19 protein-coding genes are annotated in these 15,887 nt (G+C 39.1%); all 19 read left to right on the plus strand.

All coding sequences use genetic code 11. The annotated features are described in order from the left end of the window. Positions 1 to 8 precede the first annotated feature (8 nt). The 19 genes from QM873_RS04675 to QM873_RS04765 all read left to right on the plus strand — a co-directional run bounded on the left by QM873_RS04675 (position 9) and on the right by QM873_RS04765 (position 15,534). On the plus strand, positions 9 to 887 hold the full coding sequence (locus tag QM873_RS04675; RefSeq protein ID WP_414260359.1) for an aminoglycoside phosphotransferase family protein: 879 nt from the start codon (positions 9 to 11) through the stop codon (positions 885 to 887). Between the two features lie 130 nt (positions 888 to 1,017). Further along, on the plus strand, positions 1,018 to 1,794 hold the full coding sequence (locus QM873_RS04680; protein WP_414278903.1) for an alpha/beta fold hydrolase: 777 nt from the start codon (positions 1,018 to 1,020) through the stop codon (positions 1,792 to 1,794). A 32-nt stretch (positions 1,795 to 1,826) separates the two neighbouring features. Then, positions 1,827 to 2,564, plus strand: coding sequence for a DUF4336 domain-containing protein (locus QM873_RS04685; protein ID WP_070674153.1), 738 nt, complete (start codon positions 1,827 to 1,829; stop codon positions 2,562 to 2,564). Between the two features lie 259 nt (positions 2,565 to 2,823). Further along, complete coding sequence (gene relB / locus QM873_RS04690) at positions 2,824 to 3,117, plus strand: type II toxin-antitoxin system RelB/ParD family antitoxin (protein WP_049474732.1); 294 nt, start codon at positions 2,824 to 2,826, stop codon at positions 3,115 to 3,117. Next, positions 3,110 to 3,448, plus strand: a complete 339-nt coding sequence (locus tag QM873_RS04695) for a type II toxin-antitoxin system RelE/ParE family toxin (RefSeq protein WP_070594508.1) — start codon at positions 3,110 to 3,112, stop codon at positions 3,446 to 3,448. The genes relB and QM873_RS04695 overlap by 8 nt, the downstream gene beginning before the upstream one ends. A gap of 13 nt (positions 3,449 to 3,461) precedes the next feature. Next, complete coding sequence (locus QM873_RS04700) at positions 3,462 to 3,899, plus strand: hypothetical protein (RefSeq protein ID WP_414278904.1); 438 nt, start codon at positions 3,462 to 3,464, stop codon at positions 3,897 to 3,899. 19 nt (positions 3,900 to 3,918) lie between these two features. Then, positions 3,919 to 4,359, plus strand: a complete 441-nt coding sequence (locus tag QM873_RS04705; RefSeq protein ID WP_414278905.1) for a GNAT family N-acetyltransferase — start codon at positions 3,919 to 3,921, stop codon at positions 4,357 to 4,359. A gap of 186 nt (positions 4,360 to 4,545) precedes the next feature. Further along, positions 4,546 to 5,526, plus strand: a complete 981-nt coding sequence (locus QM873_RS04710) for a DNA/RNA non-specific endonuclease (RefSeq protein ID WP_414278906.1) — start codon at positions 4,546 to 4,548, stop codon at positions 5,524 to 5,526. Between the two features lie 200 nt (positions 5,527 to 5,726). Further along, positions 5,727 to 7,484, plus strand: coding sequence for a glycoside hydrolase family 13 protein (locus QM873_RS04715; RefSeq protein ID WP_414278907.1), 1,758 nt, complete (start codon positions 5,727 to 5,729; stop codon positions 7,482 to 7,484). A 110-nt stretch (positions 7,485 to 7,594) separates the two neighbouring features. Further along, positions 7,595 to 7,906: a hypothetical protein gene (locus tag QM873_RS04720; protein ID WP_049506087.1), complete on the plus strand. Its 312-nt coding sequence runs from the start codon at positions 7,595 to 7,597 to the stop codon at positions 7,904 to 7,906. Between the two features lie 158 nt (positions 7,907 to 8,064). Continuing rightward, entirely contained in the window at positions 8,065 to 8,787 is a 723-nt protein-coding gene (locus tag QM873_RS04725; protein WP_229046111.1) for an Ltp family lipoprotein, read from the plus strand. A gap of 229 nt (positions 8,788 to 9,016) precedes the next feature. Beyond that, positions 9,017 to 9,904 (plus strand): DUF4300 family protein, encoded by an 888-nt coding sequence (locus tag QM873_RS04730; RefSeq protein ID WP_195213804.1) that lies wholly within the window; start codon positions 9,017 to 9,019, stop codon positions 9,902 to 9,904. Between the two features lie 53 nt (positions 9,905 to 9,957). Continuing rightward, entirely contained in the window at positions 9,958 to 10,149 is a 192-nt protein-coding gene (locus QM873_RS04735; RefSeq protein WP_195213805.1) for a hypothetical protein, read from the plus strand. 53 nt (positions 10,150 to 10,202) lie between these two features. Further along, positions 10,203 to 10,592 (plus strand): hypothetical protein, encoded by a 390-nt coding sequence (locus QM873_RS04740; protein WP_195213806.1) that lies wholly within the window; start codon positions 10,203 to 10,205, stop codon positions 10,590 to 10,592. A 67-nt stretch (positions 10,593 to 10,659) separates the two neighbouring features. Further along, complete coding sequence (locus QM873_RS04745; protein ID WP_195213807.1) at positions 10,660 to 11,511, plus strand: CbrC family protein; 852 nt, start codon at positions 10,660 to 10,662, stop codon at positions 11,509 to 11,511. Positions 11,512 to 11,572: 61 nt separating this feature from the next. Beyond that, a complete protein-coding gene (locus QM873_RS04750) occupies positions 11,573 to 12,328 on the plus strand; it encodes a CPBP family intramembrane glutamic endopeptidase (protein ID WP_195323851.1) in 756 nt (251 codons plus the stop codon). Then, positions 12,325 to 13,080 carry a CPBP family intramembrane glutamic endopeptidase gene (locus QM873_RS04755; RefSeq protein WP_195327080.1) on the plus strand — a complete coding sequence of 252 codons (756 nt, stop codon included), beginning with the start codon at positions 12,325 to 12,327 and terminating at the stop codon, positions 13,078 to 13,080. Before QM873_RS04750 ends, QM873_RS04755 begins: the two co-directional genes overlap by 4 nt. Before the next feature lie 207 nt (positions 13,081 to 13,287). Next, positions 13,288 to 13,959: an ankyrin repeat domain-containing protein gene (locus tag QM873_RS04760; RefSeq protein WP_195327081.1), complete on the plus strand. Its 672-nt coding sequence runs from the start codon at positions 13,288 to 13,290 to the stop codon at positions 13,957 to 13,959. 135 nt (positions 13,960 to 14,094) lie between these two features. Next, positions 14,095 to 15,534 (plus strand): helix-turn-helix domain-containing protein, encoded by a 1,440-nt coding sequence (locus QM873_RS04765; protein ID WP_195327082.1) that lies wholly within the window; start codon positions 14,095 to 14,097, stop codon positions 15,532 to 15,534. The last annotated feature ends 353 nt before the right edge of the window (positions 15,535 to 15,887 follow it).

The following is a 15,887-nucleotide window of genomic DNA, read 5'->3' on the forward strand; positions in this document are numbered from 1 at the left end:
AGTTATTGATGGATTTTATTAGTAAGATAGCCATAAATAAAGGCTGGTCAGATGATAAAAAATATTGTGTGACAGATCAAAAACAGAAAAAATATTTCTTGCGTGTTTCTGATAAGGAGAAGTTAGATTCTAAAAGATTTGAATTTGATATGATGGAGAAAGTAGCTTCTCTTGGAGTTCCAATGTGTAAACCGATTAGCATAGAACTCTGTGATGACGAAGTACATTCTTTACACGAATGGATAGACGGAAAAGATGCTCGAGAAACCATTTTAACTATTTCGAAAGAACAACAATATACTTATGGAGTAGAAGCGGGAAGAATCCTTCAAAAAATTCATTCACTCCCTGTTACAGAAGTTCGTGAAGATTGGGAGGTCTTTTATAATCGAAAAATTGATGACAAAATCTCCAAATACAAAGAATGTCCCGTTCAATATGAAAATGGTCAGATCTTTATTGATTTTTTAAATGCAAATCGAGAATTGTTAAAAGATAGACCTCAGGTTTTCCAACATGGAGATTATCACATCGGGAATTTCATGATTGGTGAAGATCATAAAATTTATGTCATTGACTTTGATCGATTTGATCTGGGAGATCCTTGGGAGGAATTCAATCGTATTGTATGGTCTGCTCAAGTTTCTCCCTCTTTTGCGTCTGGTATGATAGATGGATATTTTGATCATAGGGTTCCGGATTTATTTTGGAAGCTTCTCGCTATCTATATTCTAAATAACATAGTTGGTGCTCTTCCATGGGCTGTACCATACGGAGCTGAAGAAATATCAGTAATGCAACATCAAGCTAAGGAAATTTTAGAATGGTATGATGATATGAAGAAAATCATTCCTAGTTGGTACTTGAACAAGAAGAAGACTGAATAATGTAAACGTTGGAATATCAATTTGGGAAATATGCCACAATTATTTGCTCAAATTCAAACACATCTAACTATTTTTAATACAAATGATTTTTATCACTACAGGTTGGAGTGGTACAGTAAGGAGTTTAAACATGAAATTCCATGAATTTGGTGATAAGAATTTGCCTTCTATCTTGCTGATACATGGCGGTGGCAGTTCTTGGTGGAATTATCTTCGTCAAGCACGGATTTTGTCAGAAGACTACCGTGTTATTCTACCCACTTTGAATGGTCACGGCGAAGAATATCAACTCGATTATGTTTCTACTGAAGATTCTGCTTTGGAGATCCTAGACTATGTCAAAGCAAACTGTGGTGGAAAGGTGTTTGCGATTGGTGGCGTTTCACTTGGTGGTCAAATTGCCATGGAGCTTTTATCTTTAGACAGCGAGATAGCTGAGAAGGTCATCATAGACGGAAGCCTCTGTATTCCTCAACCAAAGCTAGCTAAAATCAGCATCTTTCTAGTAGCTCTATTTGGTAAATTGATGTTCAGTAAATTCTCTTGCAAACTTCAATTAAGCATGATGGACAAACTCTATCCTAAACTGGCTTATCCAGAGGAAATAAAAGCATATTATTTAAAGGATCTGCCAAGGACACCTATCAAAACATTGGTGACCATTTACAAAACCTATATGGGACGTTACAAGCTAAAGGACACGATTTCTGCTAGTAAGGCCCAGGTTCTGTATATCTATGGTGAAAAAGAATTAAACTGTGTGAAAGCATCGGCGAAATTATTTCAGCAGCTACACCCAAATACGATCCTGTATGAAGCAAAGGGCTATAACCATGGCTATTTATCAGCTTACCTGCCTCAAGAGTGGATCGATTTGGTGGAGCCGTTTTTGGAGAATAATGATTGATTATACGTTATTAATTTAGAAAGCAGAGTCTCATGGAAGTCAAAAAATATAGCCCTCTCAATTCCTTAAAAAAGATAGCAGATAACCTCTGGATTGTAGATGGGGAAGAAGTACTGATGAATTTCAAACTCTTCAAAGTGCCTTTTTCAACTAGAATGACAGTTATCCGTCTGCAGAATGGTGGTCTTTGGGTGCATTCGCCGATTAATCCTAGTGATAATTTACTTTTTGAAATCAAGCAATTAGGTGAGGTAAAACACCTTATTGCACCCAATGTCTTACATTATAGTTATATAAATGAGTGGCACGAACTATTTCCGGAAGCAGAAGTATGGCTAGCTAGTGGTGTTCAAAAGCGTGCCAGAAAATCGGGAATGAATTTATATTATGGTCATGAACTAGAGAAAGCCAATTGGAACGAAGAAATTCTTTTTACGATATTTGAGGGAAGTTTTTATGTGAAAGAGGTTGTTTTTTTCCATACTGAAAGTTCAACTCTAATTTTAACGGATCTTATTGAAAATATAGAAGCTGAGAATTTATCGCTTTTTGAAAAGCTACTTTTTAAAATAGGTGATAATCACTATCCAAATGGTAAAACACCAAGAGATTTAAGAATGAGTTTCTTTTTTGGTAAAAAACAAGCTTTGAGGAGTTATCACAAAATAAAAAAATGGGATCCTAAGAATATTATTATTTCTCATGGACCGTGTATCATTGGACAAGCAAAAGAGATGTTAAACCAAGCGTTCTTTTGGCTAGAGAAATAGGAATTTACTATAAAGAAATTAATAAAATATATCTAATATAATTGACTACAATTACTTGGAGTTGTTAAGTTAAGATGTGGAATCTACTTAAATTGTTGATTCTAAGAGGTATCAGATGACACGAGAGAAAGAATATAGATTAACTAACGGTATCTCTTAATTAGATTTAGTGAAAGAAGAATCCATTTTTCACTTGAATCCCTTCTCTTTCGTATGGTAGAATGTATATACAAATTGTATGTACAAAGGAGAGGTAGAAATGGCAAACACGAAAGCAGTGAATTTTCGAGCAGATGAGATGTTTTACCAGAAAACAAAAGAGGTACTTGCTGATGAAAAAATTTCTGTGTCAGATGTCCTAAATGCAGCACTTCGAAAAATTGCTAACGGGACTGTGGATCCAAGAGAATTTGTTTCAAGTGATTTGCAGAACACGCAGTATCAAGTGGCCTTTGAGGATTTGAAGAAGGAGATTTTAGTTGGGCACCAGGAAATTGCTCAAGGGAAAGTCACTTCTGTAGCCGATGTGAGAAAGGAATTTGGTCTTGACTAAGTTGAAACGCTATCAGGTCTTTCTTGCAGATCAGGCTAAGCAGGACTTGCGTGGCATTCACGACTATATTCTTGTGAATTTTTATAGCCAGCAAGCTGCAGATGGCAAAGTTGATTTGCTATTAAGTGCTCTTGAGACCCTAGAACTGTTTCCAGAAGCCTGTCCTCTGGTATCAAGCCGGGGCTATGGTGAGATGACGAATGATGGGAAACCCTATCGTTATATGCCAATAGAGAACTATCTCGCATTTTATTATATTGAGAAGCATACAGTGTATGTTGCTCGTATACTCAGTGCAAAGCAGGATTGGGTCAAGATTTTTTATAAGTAGAATGAGGACCCCCATGTTAAAATCAAATAAGCTAATCATTTTTTTAATTTCCCTCCCCTTTCTGATGGTTATTATTTTCTATTCTCTTAGTGAGCATCCTGGATATAGTGATGATGGGAATTTCGTCAGAAATCATGAGGCTGCTATTAAGAGTGAGATCATCGCACACTTAGCTCAGGAAAAGCAGGACATAGAATCTGTGACGCTCTTACCAAATACTGCTAGAGGTGAGTATGATAATGGTGGTGATGTGAGTGGACATTACCATATCTATTTTACAGCCTACGTCGATCATAATCGCGAACGAACGATAAGCGTAGAACTATTCTTCCCGGATGCCAGCATTCCCCCATTTACCTTGTTTCCCCCCAACCCTTATAAAGACAAAGGCAAAAAGATGTCCAATTGGTTGATGGGGAATATTGAAGTATCGGAAGAAACCTCTAAATAGAAATACGAAATGAGTAAGTATGAATAGAATAGTAGACGATCAGATAGTGCTTATACCTTATTATAGGAATGATGCCATCTCCCTTCTTTGGTATCAAGATAGTGAGGTTTGCAAACAAGTGGATAATACTGATCAGATTTACGATGTAACAAAACTTCATAAAATGTATGATTACCTAACTTCACACGGCTCTTGCTATTATGTTCAATATGAGGGAGTGTTAGTTGGAGATGTGACACTTCATGATAATTCAGAGCTTTCTATAGTGATCAGCAAAGAGTATCAGAATTTACAGATTGGAAAACGATGTATTTCTGAAATGATACAGTTGGCCAAAGAGAAAAAAATGGTTAAGGTAACTGCTCAAATTTATCCTTTTAATACTCAAAGTCAAAGAATGTTTTTGGCTTTGGGATTTCAGAAAGTAGATGAAGAGTGGTATGAATATAAGTTGATTTAGGAAAGCTGTGTATTATTTTATGTATTTAAATAATAGTCCGTATTTTATATACTAAAGAATATTAAAGTGAGAATAAACTCATTAAAAACATATAATTGAAATAGGAGAAGAAATTATCTATCTTCTATGTCTGTAACCGTTTTTTCTGCTATAATATCACTAGATAGAAATGTGGGAGTTTCAATCATGGTTACAAAACGGTTTTTGAAAAATGTTATTGTTGCGATGGTCTCGGTTTTTATGTCCATGGCCATTGTTCAAGTGGCTCAAGCTGAGCAAACTGGACTCGATTACCAGAGTCTTCATCTACTGCCTTTTAATGGCAGTAAGCAGCTCGTACTGGGAGATTTTGATCATTTAGGTCGTGCGACCTCAGCTCATATTCAGTTGCAGGACAAGGATGAGCCAAAGAAAAAAAGAGAACCACGTCTCAACTATAATCCGGTTGGCTGGCACAATTATAAGATTGCTTATGGAAACAAAGGGAAGAAGGCCAGTGGACTTACTAATGAAGGGAAAAATCTGGTTCCTCTAACTGCCTGGACCAATACGGGGAATTATAAAGGGACAGCAGATAGCAATGTGGAAGGCATGCTTTACTACGAGAAAAGGCTCGATAGCTGGCTGGCCACCCACCCCAATTATTGGCTGGATTATAAGGTGACGCCTGTCTATACGGGGGATGAATTGATTCCTCGGCAGGTGACCTTGCAATATGTAGGAATTGATCGAGATGGCAACCTTCTACCAATCAATTTAAGTAGCTCCAAAGAGTCGGTAGATGCTTATGGGATCACCACCGTTACCTTGGATAATTATTCCAAGAATGCGACCATTGACTATCTGAAAGGAACCGCCAAACCATCCTTAGTGCCGACGGAACCAAGTAGTCAACCACAACCTGCCAGTCCTTCTGTAGAGACGCAACCAAGTCAAGCCCCTCAATCTAGTCAGCCAGCAGTGCCTGCACAGCCCGTTCAACCTGTAGAGCCTTCACAACCAACTCGTCAACTGGCTCCAGTAGTTTATGTGGCTAGAAATGGAAGTGCTGAGGTTTATTGGTATTCTTTGGACAGTATGCCTCGTAATACCAATTTTTCTAAGGTGGTTCAGATGTCAGAAGAGCAAGCGCTCAGTCTTGGGAAGCGACATACAAGTAAGGAATAAGTATCAGTGATTTTGATAATGAGAAAGCCTAATTGCTGGGCTTTTTGTGTTGCATTACAATCTTAAAAAGTTAGTAATCTAAAATGATCTCTCAGCATCTTGCAAACCTTTTCATAAAGTTGTATACTAGAAATAGTTTATGGAATCGTTTGCATAAAACGGTAAATGATGAAAAGAGAGTATCGTAGGAGAAGAGACAGATGGAATTAACAGCGATTTATCACCGGCCTGAATCGGAGTACGCCTATCTTTATAAGGACGGCCAGCTCCACATTCGCATCCGGACCAAGAAAGAAGATATCAAACGAATTGTCTTGCACTATGGGGATCCCTTTATTTTTATAGAGGATCTTTATGAGGCAACTAAGGAAATGGACAAGGTGACGACAGACGACCTCTTTGATTATTGGCAAGTGCCGGTATCTGTCCGCCATGCCCGGATCCAGTACCTCTTTGAATTAGAGGACACAGCGGGAGAGAAGATTTTGTATGGAGACCGAGGTGTAGCAGCCTACAACAAGGAGAACCTGGACTTTGTCATGAACGGTTTTAAGCTTCCTTTTATCCATGAGATTGATGGGTGTGCTGTACCGGACTGGGTGGCGCAGACGGTTTGGTACCAGATCTTTCCTGAGCGATTTGCCAATGGGAATCCAGCCATTTCACCAGAAGGTGTTCGTCCTTGGGATGCCTCTATTTCCCCTCAAGTATTGGATTTCTTTGGTGGAGATTTGCAAGGCATTATTGATCATTTAGATTATTTGCAGGAGTTAGGAATTACAGGTCTCTATCTTTGCCCGATTTTTGAATCGCCGAGCAACCACAAATATGATACCATTGACTATTTTGAAATTGATCAACATTTTGGTGATAAGGAGACCTTCCGCCAGTTAGTGAAAGAGGCCCATGCTCGTGGGATGAAGATTATGCTGGATGCTGTCTTTAACCATATTGGTTATGATTCACCCCAATGGCAGGATGTGGTCAAATACGGGGAGGATTCGATTTACAAGGACTGGTTCCATATCAAAGAGTTCCCTGTCTCCTCAGAAAATCTGTGGAATAGTCGCGACTTGTCTTACCACGCTTTTGCCTTTGCGGGCTTTATGCCTAAGCTCAATACGGCTAATCCTGAGGTGAAGGCCTATCTCTTGAAGGTGGCGACTTACTGGATTGAAGAGTTTGATATTGATGCTTGGCGACTGGATGTGGCCAATGAGATCGACCATCAATTCTGGCGGGATTTCCGTAAGGCGGTCTTGGCCAAGAAGCCGGATCTCTATATCCTAGGGGAAATCTGGCATTCGTCCCAACCTTGGCTCAAGGGCGATGAGTTCCATGCGGTGATGAACTATCCCCTCTCTGAAAGTATCAAGGATTATTTCCTGCGGGGGCATAAGGAGACGCAACGCTTCATTTGGGAGATCAATAGCCAGTCCATGTACTATAGGCAACAAATCTCTGAGGTTATGTTTAACCTCTTGGACTCGCATGATACAGAGCGCATCCTGACGACGGCCAAAGGCGATCTTCAGTCTGTCAAGTCTGCTCTCGCCTTCCTTTATCTGCAACGGGGTACGCCCTGTATCTATTATGGAACAGAGCTAGCTCTCATCGGCGGCCCAGACCCAGATTGCCGCCGTGTCATGCCATGGGAGCGCGTGTCAGCGGACAATGACATGCTCAACTTTATGAAGGAATTGATCCAGCTCCGAAAAGAAGTAGCAGGCATGATTCAGTATGGTAAAGTGAGTCTGGAAGAAGTAGAACTAGATGTAGTAGCAGTAGAATGGCAGCATGAAGGTAACATGCTCAAAGCCTACTTTAACCAGTCGAAGAAAGACGTTGTCTTAGAAAGAGGACAGGCAAATCTGATGAGTCTTGGAAGCATTTCCGATGGTCGAATGATCATTCAGCCAAATGGCTTTGTTATTTATAGAGAAGAGCTAAACGTATAAAACTATTTCTAATGGACGCATTTGTGTGCTATTTTCCGAAATCTTTTAGTTGTACATTCCCCTCCATAGGTGTATAATGTGTCCTTAGATAAACAAAATAGGAGTTTACTATGGAATTAAAAGATTTCACAGAAAAAGAACAAGAACAAATCAACCAGGGATTGAGTACAGCTGAGATTTCTGATAAAGAAGCAGCGAAGAAGTTGCTTGCTCTTGTACCGCAAGAATGGATCAAACGCATTCCTTTCTTTGTCAGAGGGCATGCGACGACCAAGACAGTTGAGCGTGTAGCCAAGCAATACCCTGAACTCTATGCAGTGGCGAAACGTCAAGGCGACCTTCCTGAAAAAGAAGGGGAAGAGCTCCGCAAGATTATGACAGCCATCTTTGAAGAAAAGATGAACAAACATAAGATTAAATAATCTTTTATAATACTTTGTTTTTTAACACACAATTGAATGAGTGATTGCAGTTGAAATGCAGTCACTTTTTTATTTACTAGCCATAGAGACTTTTACACTAGTAAATAAAAATGAACAATATTTCATGATATAATACTAATGAAAGCAGTTCCAGACGGATGAAAGATTCCATTGAAGAAAAACAAGTAAAGGTATTCATTATGAAAAAATTTTTGATATTTATTTTTGCGATGTTTGGATTGTTCGTAGGATGGATAGCTATTATGGTATATAGTTATCAAAGAAGTTATAATGAATGGAAAAGTTCACGTTCAGGATCAAGAGTAACTTATCCAGTTGAAAAATACTCTACTTCAAGTTCTAGTACCAAGTATTATGATTATGAAAAATACTCTACTTCAAGTTCTAGTACGAAGTATTATGATTATAAAAAATCAAATGAATATACAGATGCATATGTAAAAGCTCTCTTTTTGTCAGAAAAATCTCATTTATCGAAACAGAAAATTGAACAAGATTTAACAAGGTTTGGAAGATATTCAGAGGATGCTACCCAGTACGCTATCAATAAGCTTAATATTGACTGGAAAGAGCAAGCACTTTTAAGAGCAAAATATTATCAAGAGTTTCATTATTCAAAAGAAAAATTAGTTGAGCAACTTATAAATGTTGAACTATTTACTCAAGAAGAGGCTGATTATGCTGTAGAACATGTTAATTTCGATTGGAAGGAGGACGCTATGAAAGAAGCGGAATCTTATGCAAACGGTACCAAGATTTCGAAAGAAAAGATGTTAGAAGTACTTGTTGAAAACAAAAAATTTACTCAAGAGGAAGCCGAGTACGCAATAGAACATGCCAAAATAGATTGGTCGAATTAAACAATAATTTTAATTTTGATTTTTGTAACATATTGAAGAGCTGGATAGTCTGCCAGCTCTTTTTTGCTACTTATAAAGTTTCCTTAATTCGTGAAAAATAGTTGGAGCTAAGTCAGTTTTAAACTATAATATAGGATAAGGAGATTCGATAGGAAGAAGAAATGAATGATGTTACAAAACACGATTCAATGTTACAAAACATCTTAGTATATAGAAAAGGAACCAGTTTATGAAACCATTTAAAAAATTCATGCTCCTTACTAGCTGTGCTTTGGCGATCTTTGCTTTAGCGGCTTGTGGGACCAATCAAAAGCAATCCAAGGAAAAGCAGGAGAGCTCTACTGTTCAGCAGTCCATTTCAGACAAGGAGCACTACAAGGGAACTTACAGCAACCTTAATAGCAAGGAAAGCGTCGAAGAAGTGCGGGCTCTCTTGTCTGCTTATTTGGATCAGGAAAGTGTAGACAAGTTTCTGGGTCTAGTAACGGACTATGATAGCATTGTCGGCTCGGTCGGTTTGACGGGTAACTTCAGCAAGTTCAAGAAAACAGACTACAATGTAGAAAAAATTAGTGACTTGTGGACCAAGCAGAAGGGCGATTTCGTCGGGACCAACTGCCGGATCAATAGCTATACCTTGCTAAAGAATCGTATCGAGATTCCTAAGATGAAAGCGGATAGTGAACTCTTGTTCGTGGATAATGATGCTATTGACAAAGGCAAGGTCTTCGATGAGGCAGACAAGGAAGCCTTTAACATTCTCTATTCACGGGTTCCGACTGAGGCGACAACAGATGTCAAGGTCCATGCCAAGAAGATGGAAGAGTATTTTGCCAATTTCAAGTTCAATGAAAATGCGCGCATGCTTTCTGTCATCGTTCATGATAACCTAGATGGCAACACGCTTTTTGTCGGGCACGTCGGTGTCTTGGTGCCTGCTAAGGACGGCTATCTCTTTGTCGAAAAGCTAACCTTTGAAGAGCCCTACCAAGCCATTAAGTTTGCAACCAAAGAAGATGTCTACAAATACTTGGAGACCAAATACCAAGATTACACGGGTGAAGGTCTGGCTAAGCCCTTTATCATGGACAATGAAAAATGGGTTGAAACCAAATAGAATTTCAAGCTAGTTAAGTTTGATGGAATTCCAGCTAAGGAAAGGAGCTAAAGATGAATAAAAAACGGAGCTTCTTTGCTCTAGCCCTTATTCTTATCGGTTTTCTATTAGTAGAATCAAGTATGTATGTCCTACCCTTTATTGAAGGATTAAAAGATTTAGAACTAGTTGCTTTCGGATTTGGAATTCTTCTCTTAGTGGGTATCATCATCTTATTAACCAAGACTAAAAAGCATACTGATTAAGGCCAAGTCAACAATTTTACTGTGTATTTAGAATTTATGGAGGGAGAAATGGAATGGCAAATTTGGGATCAGGACCAGTATTGTTAAGTGTTGGTTTTATTGGCTTCTTCAGCATTACGTTATTCGTTCGTCGCTGGTTGGCTAGCCGACGTAGTGGTGGTCCCTTCTTTGCGCCCTTCCATATTAACCATGGCATCTTCTACATTCATGTGCCTTTGTGTTTCTGCCGTCGTATGATCCCATTGAAAGAGATGAAGCAGATAACCTACTTATTGCTCCGTGGTCGCGCTGGTGGTGGGAGTCGCTATGCTTTCTATATCGAACTCAGAAATGGAAAGACCATTCCCTTCTTTTTCGGTAAAAGCAAGCGGAATGAACTGTTGGTTGAAAAACTCAAGCAAAATGCTGGTAAGTATGGGTTTAAAGTACATTTTCAACGCTAGAATACAATCACCTGAAGGAAACAAAACTAGGATTTGATTCTCTGTAAAAACGAAAGTGAGCAATTCTATGAACGATTCTATGAAAGAATATATCTACTTAAAAAAGCAGTTCCAAGCGCAAGATAAGGATTCATCCAGCGTGCTGGCTCTCTATGAATTTGCAGATTGGCTGACCGTACAGGAAACTCCAGAAGCTAAGCAGGTCTTGGTGGATGTGTATCAGGAGTTGGGCTTGTATGCCAGTGCCTATGCTCTCTTCTCAGAGTTAGTAGACAAGTCTGATCGAAAGCAAGTAAAGAAACTTTTCACCTTAGAAAAGATGAGTCTAAGTCATGGAGATCGCTTTGCTCTCTCTCGTCCCTTGACCGAAAAAGAAAAAAAGCCTCATAAGGAGAAAGTCAGTGAATTGCCAACCTTCCGCTATCATCCGGATCCACTAGCGACGGGTTCCTTTAAGGAAGGGGAGCCTAAGACCTGCCCTTCGTGTGGGGAAGACCACACCGTCTATTATGCTTTGAGACCTTATTGTGTAGAAGAGCTAAGACATCTCTGTCCAACTTGTATTTCTACTGGTCGTGCTGCCCAAAAGTTTGAAGCAGAGTTTATCCAAGATGCTGATTGGCAAGGGGTCATGAATAAGGAAAAAGACCAGATCCTCTTCTGTCAAACTCCAGGTTATAGTAGCTGGCAGGGCGAATATTGGCTCTCCTGTTGCCAAGACTACTGTGCCTATATGGGGACAGTTGGCACTCGTGAACTGGAAGAGATGGGCATTGCAGAGCGAGTTTTGGAAGAATATGAGGAGCGTGATGAATTTCAGGATGTGGCTGAATACTTAGTCAAGGATGGTTCTATGTGTGGCTATCTCTTTCGATGTCTCCATTGTGAACAATACCATCTTTGGGTCGATGCGGATTAGTAGGATGCTCCAAATCTAATAGAGTCATGAACTAGATGAAAGAATAGAAAAGGAATCACGAATGAGTAGAAAGCAAGCCCTATCTATGTATTTGTTAGGAACCTTTGGTCAAGTATTAGGAGTCAGCCTTCTGGTTTGGTTTTTAAGAGTAGGAGGAGTCAAGGTTGATTTTACATCACCAATGGGGAGCATTGCTGTTATTGTAGGTGGTTTGTCATCAGCTTTGTGGGGCAGTATTGCAAGCATTAGTTACCATCAATCTAGTTTTAAACAACTTCTCAAAGATTTTTTTCAAGTCAAAGACAGTTTAGCAAATTATTGTTTGGTGCTTGTTTTCTTGCTACTCGACTTTTTCCCCTTTATCTTAGGTGGTAAGATTACCACTCAATCGTTGGTCTTGCCAGTGGTGCTCTTTTTCAAGGCCCTTCTTTTTGGTGGGATTGAAGAAATTGGCTGGCGTTATTTCTTTCAACCAACTTTGGAGGAAAGAATACCTTATCTTTCAGCTACTTTTATCACCTTTTTAGCCTGGTCTAGCTGGCATCTTTTTTACTTTTACATTGATGGTTCTTTAGCTGTCATTCAGTTGCTTCCGTTTCTAGTAGGTCTGCTAACTAATTGCTTTATCTTATCGGCCTTGTATCATAAAACGAAAAATTTATGGCTCTGTGTCATGACTCATGCCTGTATCAATTCCTTGTCTCAGATGATAGTGAATGAAGAGGTATGGCTATCTCTAGTCAGTAAAATTCTTATTATTTGTTTAGCAATTATGATTGCAAGAAAGAAGTATATAACTGTAAAGGAGGAAAAATGAGCAAATTTATTTCAAAACAATCAGTCGCTATCTGTTATGCACTGACTGCCCTCCTTGCTACTTTTATAGTGGGGCAAGTTATCCTTTGGTTTTTCCCGGATGGAAGTAGTATGGGTGCCTCACTACTGTTTATCCTAATGAACTTGATTCCCATGATTGTGGCGGCTGTCTTTTCTCTGGTGTTGAGTGAAGTCAACTCCTTGGGTGAATTTTTCAAAAAGGTCTTTCTTCAAAAAGAAAGTTCCCTATCTTGGATCCTAGCTTTCTTCATCCCCGTCATCTATTATGGGATCTCCATCCTGCTTATGAACGTTCGCTTTACTGGGAACTCCCTCTTGGCCTTCTTCCTATACTTCCCTTGGACCTTATTATATGGCGGTCTAGAAGAAGTCGGTTGGCGTTGGTTTTTACAAGATCATCTTTCCTTTAGTAAGCACTTTATACCTAAAATGATGCTTCTTTCCATTGTCTGGTTCCTCTGGCATATTCCTATCTATCAACTCCCTTGGATTACAGCAGGTTCGTCCAACTACCTCATCTTTTACCTGATGATTTTAGGGAATACTTTCCTATTTGGAGCGCTCAAGGAGTACTCGAAAGGAGCTGTTCCTTGTATCCTTGCCCATATGCTGATTGATAGTCTAGCTGTCCTCATGCTGGTACAGAGCTCTCTTCCTCAGATTATCCTTCTAGTTATTTTCGAAATTCTAGTATCCTCTTGGCTAGTGGCTATTCGAAAATCAGAGAAATAGAGTTGTACCTCTCATCTAATTTCGGTGGGAGGTTTTCTTTTTTATCAGATGATAAAATAAAACTTTTTAGCTAATAACGTATTCCATCATATAGTACTTCATAGAGGAGTCTGTAAAATGATATAATTAGTTTAACGAAGAACTTAGAGATAGGATCATCGTATTAACACAGTCTGATCCTTATCAATCATTCAAGGGGGAAAGACCATGCAAAAAACTTTTCAGTTGTTGCGAAGAGGAGATCTAGAGGCCGTCCGTCAGATATTGGATAAAAATCCAGAAGAAGTCAATGCTGTTTCGGGTGACAAACCCAAAAGAGATCAAGGGCAATCCCTTCTTCAAGTCGCTATCAAATCGGGACATCTAGATATTGCAGACTTACTCATTGATAGAGGGGCAGATCTTAACTTTATTGAAGAGCCGACAGAGCTGAATCCATTTTGTCAACCGGTCATCCAAACAGCCGGTGGAAGAGCTGTATTTGACTGCAGGCGCATGATCAAACGTTGGAAAGGCCAATATGAAATGCATTCGTCTAAGGAAAAGGCGGACCAGTCTTTCAAGGTTTTCGAGAAAATGTTGGAACTTGGGGCAGATATCTCTCAGAAGAATAGTCATGGGGGAACCTTATTACAAACTATCTTAATAGAAACCAAAGAAGTTCTGCCATCTTATTCTTGGAAAACAAAAGAAACAAGAGATAATGTCCTCATCACGGAGGAATTACGTCATGATTTAAATCGTATTTATAATCTCCTGATTCGTTACGGTGTGACTTCGGACGAAATTTCTGCCTATTATAAGATCCCTCTCAAAGAACTTTACCAGGACAGCCCAACCATGGAATTCTTAAATCGCTTAGATCAGAGCAGATCTTGATAAGCATTTGAACTACTAGTTAAAAGAGCCTTAGGGCTCTTTTTGTTTATTATAATGAGGATAGAAACAGATTGTTTTTTCTTTTGGGCAAATTATGGTACTCTAAAGATAGAATAATGGAAGGGTTTTCTGAAAATGCATTTAGCTGATTTAATGGAAAAAAGTGAGGGTGGACAGTTTTTAATCTTGTCACATCTGCAACAGCATTCCCCAAGTAGTCTGTCAGAAGTGATGGCTGAGACGGAATTTTCCAAAGCAACCTTGAACAAATATCTTGCACTGATTAATGACAAGGCCCAAAAGAATCAGCTGGCCCTTTTCATTGAGGTAGAAGATGAAAATCTTCGCCTTCTTGTAGGTTCGGATACCAAGGGGCGGGACATTCGGCGGGCTTTTTTGGACAATGCTATCAAGTACCAACTATTGATCTATTTACTTTATCATGGCCAATTTCAAGCTCAACAATTAGCTCAGGAGCTCTTGATTAGTGAAGCGACATTAGGGCGTCATATTTCGGGCTTGAATAAATTATTAACTGAGTTTTCATTTTCAATTCAAAATGGGCGCTTGAAAGGACCTGAACATAAAATTCGTTATTTTTATTTTGGCTTGTTACGAAAAGTTTGGGCTAGTGCAGACTGGAAACAAGAACTGAACAGGAAAGAAAGACAAACTGAAATTGCAACCTTAGAGGAGGTGTGTGGTGCCCAGTTGTCTCAAGGCCAACGCTTGGATTTTGTTCTCTGGTCTCACATTACCCAGCAACGACTAAAGGTCAATGCCTGTCAGTTCCGAGAAATTGAACAGAAGATGAAGGGCTATACAGACAACATTTTTTACCAACGCTTGTTTCGTCGAGTAGACCAGCTCTTTTCTGGGAGACACATTGCCCTTAGTCATGATGATGGAGAGATGTTGGTCCACTTTGCTTTCCTTGTTACCCATCGGATCCTCCCGCTTCATACTATGGAGTACATCTTAGGCTTTGGGGGAGAGATTGGGGCTTTGACTACGCAGCTCATTCAAGAGATGAAAACGCAGAAGCTTTTAGGAGAGTATATAGAGGGTCCAGTGACCTATGAATTGAGCCAAATTTGTGGGCAGGTTTATCTTTTTACAGGCTACCTTCTTCAAGACAAGTATAAGTACCAACTTGAAAGCCACAATCCTTATGTCTTTAGTAGTCATGATTATAGAGAAGTAGCAGATACTATCTTCAGCAAACTTCCGATCTTTTGCCAAGGAACAGCTCTGGATAAAAAAATCAAGTGGGAGTGGCTCCAGTTAATGGATTATATCGCAGAAAATAGTGGGAGACAAATTAAGATCGGCTTAGACTTAACAGTGGGCTATTTAGGCTATACACGGATGACAGAAGTCCTCAAGCGCTACCTAGAGTACAATCGTTTTATTACCATTGAAGCTTTTGATCCAGCTTCAGATTACGATTTGATCGTGACCAACAATCCGATTAGCCTTACCCAGCGGATTCCTGTCTATTATTTAAAATATGATTTAGATATGATCGATCTAGCCAATATTCGCCAGATGATCTACCAAGAAGAAGGTCAATAAAGCTATTCAATGCTTGATGAGACTTTTACGATATTATTGAGCTGAGTTAGAAGTAATAAAAAATTTGAGGTTAGGCAGAACAAATTCAAAACGAATTGTTCCTCCTAGCTTTTTTATTAGATTTTTCTAAAAATTTCATTTTTTCTAAGTCTTAAAAATCCTTATGAAACAAGGGTTCTGAATCCATCTACTCAATTTTTTTAAAATTCTTAAAAAAATTGATGATGGCACTGCACCCATAAAATGAGACACAAGAAAACACTCCTGTTGAAATCTGGTAAACTAGAAACAGGAGTGTTTTATTATGGTCAAAAAAGCATATTCAGTAGAAACTAAGCTAGCCTGTATCGAAA

It is taken from the genome of Streptococcus australis (assembly GCF_047463015.1).
GTDB classification, from domain to species: Bacteria; Bacillota; Bacilli; order Lactobacillales; family Streptococcaceae; genus Streptococcus; species Streptococcus australis_F.

What these genes read in the sequence shown, in the direction of transcription:
- QM873_RS04675 (WP_414260359.1), top strand. Translation starts at nt 9, where the DNA reads ATGGATTTTATTAGTAAGATAGCCATAAATAAAGGCTGGTCAGATGAT.
- QM873_RS04680 (WP_414278903.1), top strand. Translation starts at nt 1,018, where the DNA reads ATGAAATTCCATGAATTTGGTGATAAGAATTTGCCTTCTATCTTGCTG.
- QM873_RS04685 (WP_070674153.1), top strand. Translation starts at nt 1,827, where the DNA reads ATGGAAGTCAAAAAATATAGCCCTCTCAATTCCTTAAAAAAGATAGCA.
- relB (WP_049474732.1), top strand. Translation starts at nt 2,824, where the DNA reads ATGGCAAACACGAAAGCAGTGAATTTTCGAGCAGATGAGATGTTTTAC.
- QM873_RS04700 (WP_414278904.1), top strand. Translation starts at nt 3,462, where the DNA reads ATGTTAAAATCAAATAAGCTAATCATTTTTTTAATTTCCCTCCCCTTT.
- QM873_RS04705 (WP_414278905.1), top strand. Translation starts at nt 3,919, where the DNA reads ATGAATAGAATAGTAGACGATCAGATAGTGCTTATACCTTATTATAGG.
- QM873_RS04710 (WP_414278906.1), top strand. Translation starts at nt 4,546, where the DNA reads ATGGTTACAAAACGGTTTTTGAAAAATGTTATTGTTGCGATGGTCTCG.
- QM873_RS04715 (WP_414278907.1), top strand. Translation starts at nt 5,727, where the DNA reads ATGGAATTAACAGCGATTTATCACCGGCCTGAATCGGAGTACGCCTAT.
- QM873_RS04720 (WP_049506087.1), top strand. Translation starts at nt 7,595, where the DNA reads ATGGAATTAAAAGATTTCACAGAAAAAGAACAAGAACAAATCAACCAG.
- QM873_RS04725 (WP_229046111.1), top strand. Translation starts at nt 8,065, where the DNA reads ATGAAAGATTCCATTGAAGAAAAACAAGTAAAGGTATTCATTATGAAA.
- QM873_RS04730 (WP_195213804.1), top strand. Translation starts at nt 9,017, where the DNA reads ATGAAACCATTTAAAAAATTCATGCTCCTTACTAGCTGTGCTTTGGCG.
- QM873_RS04735 (WP_195213805.1), top strand. Translation starts at nt 9,958, where the DNA reads ATGAATAAAAAACGGAGCTTCTTTGCTCTAGCCCTTATTCTTATCGGT.
- QM873_RS04740 (WP_195213806.1), top strand. Translation starts at nt 10,203, where the DNA reads ATGGCAAATTTGGGATCAGGACCAGTATTGTTAAGTGTTGGTTTTATT.
- QM873_RS04745 (WP_195213807.1), top strand. Translation starts at nt 10,660, where the DNA reads ATGAACGATTCTATGAAAGAATATATCTACTTAAAAAAGCAGTTCCAA.
- QM873_RS04750 (WP_195323851.1), top strand. Translation starts at nt 11,573, where the DNA reads ATGAGTAGAAAGCAAGCCCTATCTATGTATTTGTTAGGAACCTTTGGT.
- QM873_RS04755 (WP_195327080.1), top strand. Translation starts at nt 12,325, where the DNA reads ATGAGCAAATTTATTTCAAAACAATCAGTCGCTATCTGTTATGCACTG.
- QM873_RS04760 (WP_195327081.1), top strand. Translation starts at nt 13,288, where the DNA reads ATGCAAAAAACTTTTCAGTTGTTGCGAAGAGGAGATCTAGAGGCCGTC.
- QM873_RS04765 (WP_195327082.1), top strand. Translation starts at nt 14,095, where the DNA reads ATGCATTTAGCTGATTTAATGGAAAAAAGTGAGGGTGGACAGTTTTTA.